Source organism: Ignavibacteriales bacterium, assembly GCA_026390595.1.
Classification (GTDB): domain Bacteria; phylum Bacteroidota; class Ignavibacteria; order UBA10030; family UBA10030; genus UBA9647.
The window spans coordinates 198090-210817 of record JAPLFQ010000021.1 but is presented as its reverse complement, the minus strand read 5'-3'; the positions used below and the strand labels follow the sequence as shown (position 1 = coordinate 210817).

Genomic DNA, 12728 nt, shown 5'->3' with positions numbered 1-12728 from the left:
TGCAAGAATTATCCGCCGTTGTTGTCTAAATCTCTGAAAGGTCAGCTCAGGTGAAACAACACTCCCACATACGATCCCTTCTTCTCCCCTGGATTGAGCTCAGGCTGAACGCACGCGACCAGCAGCTTGTCGAGAGCCACCTGAAAGAATGCCCGTCGTGCAGGGCGTATTTTGAACGGTTGTCGGCGGCTTTGCTCCCTGCTCAGGAAGTGCCGCGCAACACTCTGGCGGCGGATCCTTTCCTCCCAACTCGCATCAGAGCGATGGTCGATTCATCAAAACAGCCGTCGCGTGAAGTGAAGGCGGTAGTTGTGCGTTGGACGCTGATGTCGGCAATGTTCGTGGCGGCCGTCCTGTGCGGCGCGTATCTGGGCGAAGCGCTTTCGTACAGGACTTCGACGGTCACCGAGCAGAATGTCATCACCGAATATTCCGAGTCACTTGAAGTGGGAGGTATAGCAGATCGTTTGCAGTCGATTGCGCAGTCAAGCACGGAGGCGGCGAAATGAAGACGAAAGTTCTCGTCGGTATTCTCCTGTTTCTGATTGTCGTTAACCTCTCGACCATCGGTGTCTTCGTCTATCATACGTTTCAGAGCGGTTCGCGTCAACCGAATGCCGGACCCTTCGAGGGGGGACGCCCGCCCGGAATGATGGGGGGAGAATCTCCGATGATGAGAATGCAGCCGGAAGTGCGCGAGCGGATGCATGCCCTTATGATGAGCTTCAGAGAGGACGTTAAGGATACAGAGCAGCAGATATTGGTGCTCGAAGACTCGACCGTCGCGATGCTCAAGAACGATCCGGCACCGATGGATCGCATCAATGAGAACATAAAGAAACTTTCTGACTTACGACTAATAATCAATGAGAAGGCAGTTCACAATCTTCTCCAGGCAAAGTCGTTTCTGAACTCGGAGCAACAGGAAATGTTCTTCCGGGCGATCATGCAAGCTCGTCCGCAAATGGGACGGACCGGCGGCGGAACCATGGGAAGAGGTCCGATGCGGGGGCGGCAAATGTGGGAAGATGGAAGACGGCCAGATACTATTCAATCACACAAACAATCAAAGAAGAGGGTCCAATGAAGAGGCTGATGATGACGTTGATCGTGTTGATGCTCGTGGTGCTGGTGTCGGCACTCGCGCAGCAGGATCAAAAGAAGGAAGCACCGGCGCCTAAAGTAGTCAAGGGGGTGCCGCTCGAGATGAAGCACGGACATATGCAAGGTGAGATGGGTGGAATGATGGGCGGTATGATGGGTGGTGCACAGGGAGGTCCCATGGCATTCCTGAAGCTCACAGAAGAACAGCGAACGAAGGTCCAGGATCTCGCGCTCGCACACCAGAAAGAAATGATCGCCGCCCGGGCAGACCTTCAGAAGCAGCACGCCTCGTTGAAGCTGGAAGTGACGGCGGACAAGTTCAACGAAAGCAAAGTGAAGTCGATCCAGGGCGAGATTTCAAAGCTTTCAAGTGAGATTGCCATGAAGACCTTTCTGCATCAGCGGGCTGTCAGAGATTTGCTCACGCCGGATCAGAAAAAGCAGTTCGATCGGCACGTGCTGGCAGGAGGCATGATGGGAGGCCGAGGGCCGATGGGTCCCGGTGGGATGATGAAGCAAGGTGGTATGAAGGGTCAAGGCGGAATGATGGGACGTGGCGGAATGACGGGACGAGGGGGAATGATGGGTCGTGGAGTTATGATGGGCGGCAAAGGAATGGGGCCAGGCGGTATGATGCATCAAGGTGCCATGAACGGTTCGATGGATTGCGATCAATGCAAAGGCAAGAAGTAGGCTAGCGTCATAGTGGTATTTCTACGGTATCCCGACCAGCGATTGTTGGTCGGGATTTTTTTTGACAAGTGCGCTTTCTCGTCACGAGATTCCCAGTATGGTCAGATCGTTCCCGTCTGTCCAGGAGATGTTGCCAGAAATGACAGTCTCGTCAGATTGACCAGCTGGGACTCTTGCGTTTCACGCTACTCTCGCTTAGCTTTCCTTCAAGCGAACGATTCCAAAAATCTTCCCCGGTGCACCGTGTACAATATCCCGAAAACAAAGTTTGCATCCGCACTTCTTTGCTTTGTTCTCATTTCTGCCTCATTCCTGTCGGCCCAGGGAAAGGTCTATCTTGTGCTCGGTTCCGATACGGCGACCTGGGAAGGGATGGACACCAATGTATTCCATTGCACGTATTCGATTGCCCTTTTTACGGATCCGGGCCGGAACGCCTACAAGATCATGGACCCCGCTTTCCGCAACAAGCTTGTCGATTCCTACGGGCAGACGGTCAAGCTTACCTGGTGGATGATGGGAGGAAATATCTTCCGGTACGCCACGAACAAGGACATGCCTCTGCCGAATACAATGACTCTGTACGCCATGAAGAAACATCATGCCGCGTCGATTGCGAAGTTCGGTGACGAACTGACGATGCATTACCATACGTTTGTCTGGACGGACTACAACAACGACGGGGTCTTCTGGTGGAACCAGGCGAAGAAATTCACAGAATCGGCTGATGATTTTGATGTTACGCTCTCTCAGTATCTGCTCGAAGAACACACGTTTCCGGTCTCCTTCCGGAGCGGCTGGCACGCGATGGACAATGATTGGCAGCGTACGCTTGATACACTGCTCCCGTTCTCGATGCACGACGATTATCCCGCCCTACGAAATGATACCACTGAACCGATAGACAACGTATACGACTGGTCGAAATCTTCGAAGGAATTTGTACCGTTTCATCCATCCTGGGACAACTATCAACTGCCGGGTTCCCTCAAAGGATATAACCTGCGCTCCGTGTATATGGCGAGCCTTGATTCGGCATCCATGGTCTCGGTTTTTGCGAAAGCGAATGCCGGCGTAGATCAGGTTGTCTGTTTGTGGGCCCATCTTCCTGAGGAGGATTTCCTGACGAACGTCTCCAGAATCGATCGGCTTGCACACGCCGCAGAGGGGAAATATCCGGTTGTGAAATTCCGCTATTGCACTGCTGTGGAGGCTATGCAGCGATGGCTGCGTACGAGTGATGCAACGCCCCCGACTGTCACGATCAGCGAAAAGAGGGTTGGCAACGGTCTGACGTTTGCTGTGACATCCAATGAGCCACTGTTCCAGCCACAGCCGTTTGTAGCGATAAAGGACATGAACGAGAGATATATCCGGTTACGCTCGCGGCAAACAGGTGCGGGTGAGTGGACCACGATTGATCCCGTTGCTGCCGGTTCAGTGGCCAAGGTGGGAGTTGCCGCAACTGATACGGTCGGCAACCTGCGTACTGTGTTTCTGAACTACCTGCCGGACGACATCTATGTGGACAACCGGGACAGTGCGTACGCAGAATTGGCGGGTGCGTGGTCGACGGTGACCAGGAGTGCGTGGGGAATCGACGCGCGCGTTGCCACACTTGGTCAGAACGATTCTGCAAAAATCCAATGGAAGCCGACGATTCCTCAGTCGTGCCGCTACAACATCTTCGTCCAGGTCCCCCCGGTCTCGAACGCAGCCGGAAAGATTTTCATCCGCGTCCTCAGCAAAGGGCAGGTTGTCCAGTCGACGTATTTCGACAAACCATTGACGACTGGCACCTGGGTCTATGCAGGGACAGCTCAGCTTGAAGCTGGTTCGCAAACGGCATTTGAGATGGTCGCCAAAGCCGACGGTCAGGCCGGAAAGGTTGTTGCAGCAGACGTCTTCAAGCTCTCAGCCCTCGTGCGCGATCGCCAGATTGTAGTCAACAATACATCCATCGATTTCGGAGAAGTAAGCGAGCTGGATACGGTCCGGCTCTCATTCCAGGTTGAAAACCGTGGAACCTTGCCCTTGACGATCAGTTCCATCCGAGCGGCGCGTACTTCCGTTCGGTCAATCTCAGCCATGCCGCTCTCGATCGAGCCGATGCAATCCGGCCTCGTTACGCTCTCGTTCATCGCAGGAAACCGCGGAACCATGGCAGACACGCTCACAATCGCCAGCGACGATCCTTTCCAACCCTCTCTCCAGATTCCGCTGACAGGAAAGGTTGTCAATTACTTCCAGATCGCTGACAATGAGGACCCGATGAAGTACAAGGAATTCGGTCCCTGGAACACGAGCGTAGCGCAGGCATATGGTCCGTCAAGCAGATTCTCAGCAATACCGACGCCCCCGGGAACGTACGCAATGTACTCGATGACATTGAAGAAGAGTGGTGTCTACGATATCCAGATCATTGTCCCGACAACAGTGAACGCGGCAACGAGGGCGAAATATGTCGTGCGCATCGGGAGCACTTTTGTCGACAGCGTGTTTGTGGACCAGAACGCCAACAGCGGTTCGTGGGTGACAATCCTGACCCGGTCGCTCCCCGGCTCCACCCCCATTGACGTTATGGTCAGCGATGCGAGTCCGGCCTCTGCCACGGCTATTGTTCTGCGTGCCGATGCTTTGAAATGTTCGCTTCGCCAGGAAGTGACAACTGTTGAGAAGAAAGATTCCGGGACCCTCCCGAGCACATTTGTGCTCAGGCAGAATCATCCGAATCCATTTAATCCTTCCACGCGGATTGAATACGCTGTCCCGATTTCCGGAACCATGTCACTTCGGGTGTTTGATATGCTTGGGCGCGAGGTGGCTGTGTTGGTCGATGGGAATGTCGAGGCAGGATGGTACTCTGTGAATTTCAATGCCCGGCAACTCTCGAGCGGGGTTTATCTGTATCGCCTGGAAAGCAGCGGGTTCGCTCAAACGCTCAAGATGGTTGTCTTGAAGTAGAGAGAACGGCAATCCCACTTCACGAGAAGAGGGCGGGGACTCGAATTGTTGGACGCGCGAACATATGGCCTTCCTCCTTTTTCTGTGGCTGTGGTGCACGGTGGCCCCGGCGCGCGAGGCGAGATGGCGCCCGTTGCGAAGGAATTGTCCGTGCGAAGGGGCGTGCTTGAGCCGTTGCAGACAGCGATGTCACTGCCAGGTCAGGTCGACGAACTCAGGGCGATTATCGAGCACCACTGCAAAGATGGCATCGCTCTTATCGGACATTCCTGGGGCGCGTGGCTGAGTTTCATCCTCGCAGCCCGCCATCCGGCACGTGTCCGGAAGCTGGTGCTTGTCTCTGCCGGCCCGTTCGAGGAGAGCTATGCGGCGGGACTGACAGAAACCCGGCTCAGTCGGCTACCTGAGTCGGAAAGAGCCGAGGTGCAGGATCTGCAATCGAAACTGGAAGATCCTCGCGAGCGGGACAAAGAGCCACTCTTCAGAAGATTCGGTCAATTGATGTCGAAGGCCGATTCATTCGACGCCATCGCAGAGTTGAATACTGAGGTCGAGTTCCTGCCCGAGGCGTACCAGAAAGCATGGAGCGAGGCCAGGGAAATGAGGCGAAGTGGTGCTTTACTCAAGCTCGGTGACACCATCGGTTGCCCTGTTCTGGCAATACACGGAGACTACGATTCACACCCGGCGGAAGGAGTTCGGAAACCTCTTTCGAGAATCCTGAAGGACTTTCGATTTGAGCTCCTGCCGAAATGCGGTCACACGCCCTGGCTGGAACGGTGCGCACAAGATCGATTCTATGAAATCCTTGAATCGGAGCTCAAGGGGTGAACTGACCACTCACCATTTCACCAATTAACCAGATTTCTCGCCATTCAACCACTTGTTTCACCCATGCCAATCTTTTCCACAGCCTGTCCCCGGAACTGCTACAGCACATGCAGTTTCAAAGTACACGTGATGGACGGGAAGATTGCTAACTTCGAGCCGCACCCTGGAAACAGAGCGACTCCAAAAGGGGTATGTCTCAAAGGGCTGAGCTATTTCGAGCGCGCCACCTCATCGCAAAGAATCCTCCACCCCCTTAGAAAGAACACCAGCGGGACGTTCGAACGAATCTCGTGGGACGAGGCACTCGAGACGATCAGCCGCCAGATGCATCGGCTCAAGGAACAGTTCGGAGCGAAATCGATTCTCTTCTATGAATCGAGCGGTATGGCGGGACTGGTAAACGAATTCAGCGGAAAGTTCTGGCAGCTTTTCGGCGGTGCAACGACGACGTACGGGAACCTTTGCTGGCCAGCCGGACTGGAGGGCGTGCGGCTGACGCTCGGGGAGAACAAGCATAATGCTCCGTGGGACATTGCAAACGCACGGCTTATCATACTCTGGGGAAAGAATCCTGCAGAAACAAACGTGCAGCAGATGATATTCCTCGATGAAGCGCAGGCGAAGGGGGCGAAAATTGTCGTCGTCGACCCGCGGCGCACTCAATCGTCGGAGATTGCAGACGTGCTGATACAACCGCGACCCGGCACGGACGCTATCATTGCTCTCGCCATTGCCCGGCAGCTTTTCGAGAAGGGGAAGATCGATCACGATTTCCTCACAGAGCATGTGCTCGGGTTCGAAGAGTTCAGAACGAGCCTCGCTGATGTCACTCTGGAAAAGGCGGCGCAGATAGCTGGCGTGCCCGTTGAAGTTTTGGCACAACTCGCGGAAGACATCGGGGGCATCAAACCAATGACGATCGTCCCCGGCTACGGCATGCAGCGTTTCTCGAACGGAGGACAGACAATTCGCGCACTTCTTGCCCTGAACGTTCTGACCGGAAACATCGGGAAGCCGGGAGCTTGCTTCCATTATGCGAATTTGCAGAGCTATGTTTTCGATGATGTCAAGGAGCCGCTTTGCTACTACCCTCCGAAAGGGCCGAATGGACTGTTCAGACGAACGATCTCCAAGGCGAAGCTCGGCGAAGACATGCTCCGGACGAAGGACCCGGCACTGAAGATGATCTGGGTTGAGCGTGGAAATCCGGTTGCGCAAAACCCTGACACGAACCTGACGCTGGAGGCGTTCCGGAAGCTCGATTTCAGAGTCGTCGTCGAGCAGTTCATGACAGACACTGCGCTGGAAGCCGACATCGTTCTGCCTGCGAAGAACATGTTCGAGCAGTCGGATATCATCGGCTCGTACTGGAATCCATACGTCCAGCTGAAGCCAAAGATACTCGAACCCGCCGGAGAAGTGAAACCGGAGACGGAGATCTACTATGAGCTGGCCCGGAAGCTGGGATTCTCCTCAGCGGAGATCGCGCGGCACCTTCCGGAACCGGGAGATGAGAGCATACAGGCGTTTCTCAATGAACGGCTCCGGGCATTTCCGGGACTGAGATGGGAGGACTTGCAGCAAGGACCGGTTCTGGCTCCGGGCGTGGAAGAGATAGCGTTCTCGGATCTGAAATTCGCAACTCTGTCGGGCAAGATTGAACTGGTTTCCGGGGAGGCGAGCACGATCTGGGGTGCAGACCCGCTGCCGACGTATATCGCGATCATAGAAGGCGATGCAGGCGATCAGAGCAGATTCCCGCTTCTTCTCCTTTCGCCGAATACCCAGAACAGAATCCACTCACAGTTTGGCAATCTCGATCTGATCAAACAATTTGCTCCGCACCCGACGATCTCGATGAGCGCTGCCGATGCGGCTGAGCGAAATATCAGGGAAGGGGAGCTGGTGAGGGTATATAACGACCGTGGGGAGATGAAGGTGCGCGTCCGGCTGGATTTCAGTATCCGAAGGGGATGTGCCGCGTATTACAACGGGTGGTGGCTGTCGGAAGGGGGGACGCCCAATCTCTTTACAGAGGGAAGAGAAACGGACATGGGGCATGGGTCCGCTTTCCATGACACGCGCATAGAGATAGAGAAAGCAACATGAGAAAGGGGTTCATTTTCGACATGAACAAGTGTGTCGGCTGCCAGGCGTGCGTCATCGCCTGTCAGATCGAGAATCATTCCGTTCTGTCGGAGCCCTGGCGTCAGGTGAGCACGTCGAACGATTTGCGCCATCCGCTGCTGCCTCTGTTCCATTTTACGATTGCCTGCAACCATTGTGAAATCCCTCTGTGCCTCGAACACTGTCCTTCGCGCGCATACAGCAAGGATGAATTGCTCGGGACGATTGACCACAATGCCGACCGGTGCATCGGATGCAGGTACTGCTCTGTCCGACCGGGGCTCTCGATTTTGGCGAAATGAGCGGGAAGCCGGTTGTGCGAGTATCTGGTTTTGTCGACAAAGGGATGAGGCCGGGGATTGAAATCATCCCGTTGAGGAAGAGCCGACCTCGTTCCCCAGTCGTCCAGGCACAAGCGGCAGATGAGTCCGGTTTATTCAAACGGCTTCTCTCAACAGGTCCCACGAAGACGGGGTTGAAGCAGGAGTGGCCTCTGATCATCTTTACTATCCTGGCTTCTCTGCTCTTCGGATTCTTTGCCGCGTCAGTATTCAAACCGATTGGTGTCGATCCCGTCGCTTTCCTCGCGACTGGTATCATAGGAATGGGCCTGAGTGCGATTCATCTTGGGAAGAAATTCCGGGCATGGCGGGCGATCGTCAACGTGAAAACATCGTGGTTAAGCAGGGAGATCGGTGCATGCTTTCTGTTTCTCATCTTGTGCGGTCTCAGCGTATCCGTCGTTCACGCAGAGTCGATGCGCGTGGCCGCGATGATCGCAGGACTCGTCATGCTGATTTCAATCGATATGGTGTACTCGGTGGCAGAAGGTAAACCAATGCCCGGGTTGCACAGTGCGAGCGTGCTCGTAACGGGAATTCTCTTCTTTTCGGCCTTCTCTCAAATGATGTCGCTTTTTGTGCTCGTGTCAGGATGGAAATTCATTCTCTATGGTTTCGAGTTCGTGCAGGCCTCGGAGCGCAGTCTGCCGAGAACCGTTCTTTCGATCCTCAGGATTGTCGCCGGATTCATTGTGCCGCTCTTGCTTTTTGGAGGCCCTTCTGGTCGAACAGCGGCGGGGGTTCTCCTGATCGTCGCTGAACTGGCAAACCGCGCCGAGTTCTACGCCGATCTAAAGATTCTCACTCCGCTGCGGCAAGTGGAGAAGGATCTCGTCCGGGAACTTGGATAGGAATCAATTCGCGAGGTGAGTGCCATGACGCAATGGTATGAGCAGCTTTTCGAAAATTACGCCACCAAGTACGAACAGGAGCCCTTCACAAGAGGGACCGTTGGCGAGGTAGATTTCATTGAGAAGGAAATCGGTCCTGACAGGTCAACAAGGATACTGGATATCGGCTGCGGAACGGGGAGGCATTCGATTGAGCTCGCCCGGAGAGGTTATTCCGTCGTCGGAGTGGATTTGTCTGCGGCGCAGCTCAGGAGAGCTCAAGAAAATGCAGCGATGGCAAAGGTTGCTGTCCGGTTCGACGCTGCGGATGCAAGAAAGCTGACCTTCCGCCGGGAGTTTGACGTTGTGATCATGATCTGTGAAGGGGCGTTCCCGTTGATGGAAACCGACGAGATGAATTTCGAGATCCTGAAGAATGCTGCCAACGCTTTGAAGCCGGGGGGCAAATTCATCTTCACCACGCTCAACGGACTGTATCCGTTGTTCCATTCTGTCAAGGATTTCATCAACAGCCACTACGAGGGGGACGTGAGCAAGAAGAACTCGTTTGACCTCATGACGTTTCGCGATATCTCCGAGTATGAGGTCACTGACGATAGCGGCACCACCATGCGGTTGACGTGCAACGAGCGGTACTATGTGCCGTCCGAAATAACGTGGTTGCTGAAATCACTTGGTTTCGCGTATATTGAGATATTGGGATGTGAGATTGGAGCCTGGCGTCGGGACAAGCCGCTGACGACTGAGGATTTTGAGATGCTGGTGGTAGCACGAATGTGATTGACCAACGGTAAGGAGATCTTCATGCTGACACGATACGAGATTGTCCAGAATGCTCTGGTTGAAACTCAATCGGAAGAAGGCCCGGTTCTTGTCTACGTCAACCCGGACGCAGCAGAGAGGGAGATGCTTCGTACAAAGTTCGACATCGATGATCATACGCTCTCTTCCGCCCTCGACCCGGACGAGATATCGCGTGTTGAGTTCAGCCCGGACTTTATCTCGCTCATCTGGAAGCGCCCCACGAACTACTCGGGTAAGGATAACTTCTATTTCAATGTAGCGTCGGTCGGTCTCTTCCTCATCGACCAGAATCTGATCGTCGTTCTTCCGGACGATATCCCTCTGATTGAGTCGGGCGGCAGGCACGCACCTCAGTTGCGAAACGTATACGATGTCATGCTCGCTTTCCTCTACTACACGACTCGCCATTATCTGGAGCATCTCAAAGTTATCAAAATGGTGTCACGGGAACTCCAGCAGAGGATCAATACGTCCATGGAGAACAAACACCTCATTCAGATGTTCAATCTGAGCGAGAGCCTCATCTATTATCTCAACGCGATCAATGCAAACGGCGTCGCTCTTGTCAAGCTCAATAATTATGCACAGAAATCTGGTTACCCAAGAGCGGCCATCGAGCTGCTTGACGACATCATCATCGAGAACAATCAATGCTTCAAACAGGCGGAGATTTATTCGACTGTGTACTCAGGGCTGATGGATGCCCGCGGGAGTCTCGTGAACAACAACGTCAACGTGCTGCTGCGGAAGCTGACGATGATCAATGTCGTCTTCCTTCCCTTGAATCTGATCGCGGGCATCGGCGGAATGTCCGAATTCAGCATGATGACGCATGGTGTCGACTGGAAGATATCCTATTCATTATTCCTCGCCGCAATGGTGTTGATCGGATTGCTGACGGGAGTCGTTCTTGGTAAGATCAATTTCGGAGGCGCCAAGCGCGCAAACCCTCGGAAGAGATGGAGGTTCTTTTCCTGACACCCGTGGCAAGAGGTGCCTGCTTCTCCCGCCCGGCCGATTCGCAATTGCTATGTAGAAATCCGAACTCTTTATAAGGGAACTCTGACAGAACGGGAGGAAACTTGCGGAAGTCACTCTGGGCAATACCCTCAATACTCGCCTCTGCAATTATCTCATGCAGTTCTCCACCCCAACGATCAGAAATGATGGATATCCTTCCTCCCGGATCAAGACTCGTCAAGTACGGGATTGTGCTCCCCGTCGGTGCAAATGGGGAATGGGATGCAGGAATGGTTGAATCACCCTCGGTGTGGTATGACATGCACCGCAAGCTGTATGGAATGGTGTATACCGGTTACGGCAGCGCAGATTCGACGAAGCGGGGGTACAAGTTTGTTACCAGGCCTCAGGTTGGACTTGCGTGGAGCGAAGACCTCCTTCACTGGAAAAAGGATGCACGTAATCCAATTTTCACAGGGAGCGGAATCGCTGGCTCGTCAGATGCCGAGGGGGCTACCGGGCCGTTCATTTGGTTCGAGAACGGAACCTACTATCTTTTCTACATCGGCACGACGGTGAAAGGTTACGAAAAAGGGTCGAAGACACTCAACGTCTCCACATCCAGCGACCTCTATTCATGGAAGCGATCGGAGACAAATCCCATCATCGCTCCGGCCGGAAATGGGTGGCGGCGGGATGCAATCTGGCATCCGCACGTCGTAAAGGTGAAAGACACCTACTATCTCTTCTTCAATGCCTCCGGTGTGGTAAATGAACTTTCTGAGGAGTTCATTGGCTACGCAACCTCGAAAGACCTGTTTCATTGGCAAGTTGACGATGCACACTCTCCATTGATTGTCGGAAGCGCAAAGCCGGGAGCATGGGATGCCTCCGGCAGGGCGGGAGACCCCAGCCTCTACAAAGTAGGCACAACGTGGTATATGGCGTGGTACAGTTGGGATAAGAAGAATTCAGCAGATGGGCTCGCCTTGACTCGTGAGGGAGATTTCCCGCTCGGTTGGAAAACATATGAGCGCAACCCTGTTCTCCGCGTCGGGGAACCAGGATCGTACGACGCACTTCATGCGGGCAAGCCGTGCATCTTCAGAGTGAACGGAATTCACTACCATTTCTATACGGCTGTGGCGCTTGACGAAACGCGACAGATAGCTGTGGCGACGTCACCTGAAATCAAGAAGTAGCCAATGTGTTTGTCGAGGGTGCAATGATCTCTTTCTTCCGAATAGTGGTGAAGTGCTTTTGCTCGGCCATCATAGTGTCATTCTGCGCAGCTCAGGAACAGAAAGAGATACGCGATGATTTCAAGAGGTTCTTCGAATCATTCAAGGTAGAAGGCTCATTCGCCCTCTACGATCTGAAGAACGACTCGTATGTGTTCTGTAACGAAGCGCAGTTCAGGCAGCCGTTCATTCCGGCATCGACGTTCAAGATCTGCAATTCTTTGATCGGACTGGAAACCGGTGTCATCAGGGATGAAAACTTCGTCATCAAGTGGGACGGGGTTGTTCGGCAAGTGGTGGCATGGAACGAAGATCAGGACTTGAAGACGGCGTTCAAGAATTCGACAGTTCCGTGCTATCAGGAACTCGCCAGGCGTGTTGGCGGCAAGCGTATGAAATACTGGCTCGACAAGGCGAAATACGGCAATGCAGATACTTCGGGGGGCATTGACAGGTTCTGGCTCTCAGGCGGCCTGCGTATCACTCCTGAGCAACAAATCAGGTTTCTCGTCCGACTGTACAAGAACGACCTTCCTTTTTCGACGAAGTCGATCGACATCGTGAAAAGGATCATGATCGCACAGGACACTGTCGGTTACATGCTCAGAGCAAAAACTGGCTTGAGCGAACAGGATAGCAAGGCCATCGGCTGGTATGTTGGCTATCTTGAGACGGTGGCCGGGACCTATTTCTTCGCGACGTGCGTCCAAAGTTCAGACAAAGACAATCCGGATTTTGCGCGCTCGAGGAAAGAGATAACGATAGAGATATTGAAATCGTTGAAACTGTATTGAACTAACAGCGGGAGGACC

Annotated in this window: 12 protein-coding genes; all 12 read left to right on the top strand. The window is 53.8% G+C overall.

Translation table 11 applies throughout. The annotated features are described in order from the left end of the window. Positions 1-50 precede the first annotated feature (50 nt). The 12 genes from NTU47_10985 to blaOXA all read left to right on the top strand — a co-directional run bounded on the left by NTU47_10985 (position 51) and on the right by blaOXA (position 12710). On the top strand, positions 51-509 hold the full coding sequence (locus NTU47_10985) for a zf-HC2 domain-containing protein (protein ID MCX6134326.1): 459 nt from the start codon (positions 51-53) through the stop codon (positions 507-509). Continuing rightward, a complete protein-coding gene (locus tag NTU47_10980) occupies positions 506-1087 on the top strand; it encodes a hypothetical protein (GenBank protein ID MCX6134325.1) in 582 nt (193 codons plus the stop codon). The genes NTU47_10985 and NTU47_10980 overlap by 4 nt, the downstream gene beginning before the upstream one ends. Next, entirely contained in the window at positions 1084-1797 is a 714-nt protein-coding gene (locus NTU47_10975; GenBank protein MCX6134324.1) for a periplasmic heavy metal sensor, read from the top strand. Before NTU47_10980 ends, NTU47_10975 begins: the two co-directional genes overlap by 4 nt. Positions 1798-2136: 339 nt before the next feature. Beyond that, on the top strand, positions 2137-4761 hold the full coding sequence (locus NTU47_10970) for a T9SS type A sorting domain-containing protein (protein MCX6134323.1): 2625 nt from the start codon (positions 2137-2139) through the stop codon (positions 4759-4761). A gap of 123 nt (positions 4762-4884) precedes the next feature. After that, positions 4885-5592 (top strand): alpha/beta hydrolase, encoded by a 708-nt coding sequence (locus tag NTU47_10965; protein MCX6134322.1) that lies wholly within the window; start codon positions 4885-4887, stop codon positions 5590-5592. A gap of 63 nt (positions 5593-5655) precedes the next feature. After that, positions 5656-7701 (top strand): molybdopterin-dependent oxidoreductase, encoded by a 2046-nt coding sequence (locus tag NTU47_10960; protein MCX6134321.1) that lies wholly within the window; start codon positions 5656-5658, stop codon positions 7699-7701. After that, on the top strand, positions 7698-8021 hold the full coding sequence (locus NTU47_10955) for a 4Fe-4S binding protein (protein MCX6134320.1): 324 nt from the start codon (positions 7698-7700) through the stop codon (positions 8019-8021). The genes NTU47_10960 and NTU47_10955 overlap by 4 nt, the downstream gene beginning before the upstream one ends. After that, a complete protein-coding gene (locus NTU47_10950; protein MCX6134319.1) occupies positions 7973-8911 on the top strand; it encodes a dimethyl sulfoxide reductase anchor subunit in 939 nt (312 codons plus the stop codon). Before NTU47_10955 ends, NTU47_10950 begins: the two co-directional genes overlap by 49 nt. 24 nt (positions 8912-8935) lie before the next feature. Beyond that, positions 8936-9691, top strand: a complete 756-nt coding sequence (locus NTU47_10945) for a class I SAM-dependent methyltransferase (GenBank protein MCX6134318.1) — start codon at positions 8936-8938, stop codon at positions 9689-9691. Positions 9692-9715: 24 nt separating this feature from the next. Then, positions 9716-10693, top strand: coding sequence for a magnesium transporter CorA family protein (locus NTU47_10940; GenBank protein MCX6134317.1), 978 nt, complete (start codon positions 9716-9718; stop codon positions 10691-10693). Positions 10694-10878: 185 nt separating this feature from the next. Further along, on the top strand, positions 10879-11877 hold the full coding sequence (locus NTU47_10935; protein MCX6134316.1) for a hypothetical protein: 999 nt from the start codon (positions 10879-10881) through the stop codon (positions 11875-11877). Between the two features lie 23 nt (positions 11878-11900). Then, positions 11901-12710 (top strand): class D beta-lactamase, encoded by an 810-nt coding sequence (blaOXA, locus tag NTU47_10930; GenBank protein MCX6134315.1) that lies wholly within the window; start codon positions 11901-11903, stop codon positions 12708-12710. Positions 12711-12728 lie beyond the last annotated feature (18 nt).

Excerpts from the sequence above, each read along its gene's own strand:
- NTU47_10980 (MCX6134325.1), top strand. The coding sequence starts at position 506 with ATGAAGACGAAAGTTCTCGTCGGTATTCTCCTGTTTCTGATTGTCGTT.
- NTU47_10975 (MCX6134324.1), top strand. The coding sequence starts at position 1,084 with ATGAAGAGGCTGATGATGACGTTGATCGTGTTGATGCTCGTGGTGCTG.
- NTU47_10965 (MCX6134322.1), top strand. The coding sequence starts at position 4,885 with ATGGCGCCCGTTGCGAAGGAATTGTCCGTGCGAAGGGGCGTGCTTGAG.
- NTU47_10960 (MCX6134321.1), top strand. The coding sequence starts at position 5,656 with ATGCCAATCTTTTCCACAGCCTGTCCCCGGAACTGCTACAGCACATGC.
- NTU47_10955 (MCX6134320.1), top strand. The coding sequence starts at position 7,698 with ATGAGAAAGGGGTTCATTTTCGACATGAACAAGTGTGTCGGCTGCCAG.
- NTU47_10950 (MCX6134319.1), top strand. The coding sequence starts at position 7,973 with ATGCAGGTACTGCTCTGTCCGACCGGGGCTCTCGATTTTGGCGAAATG.
- NTU47_10945 (MCX6134318.1), top strand. The coding sequence starts at position 8,936 with ATGACGCAATGGTATGAGCAGCTTTTCGAAAATTACGCCACCAAGTAC.
- NTU47_10940 (MCX6134317.1), top strand. The coding sequence starts at position 9,716 with ATGCTGACACGATACGAGATTGTCCAGAATGCTCTGGTTGAAACTCAA.
- NTU47_10935 (MCX6134316.1), top strand. The coding sequence starts at position 10,879 with ATGATGGATATCCTTCCTCCCGGATCAAGACTCGTCAAGTACGGGATT.
- blaOXA (MCX6134315.1), top strand. The coding sequence starts at position 11,901 with ATGATCTCTTTCTTCCGAATAGTGGTGAAGTGCTTTTGCTCGGCCATC.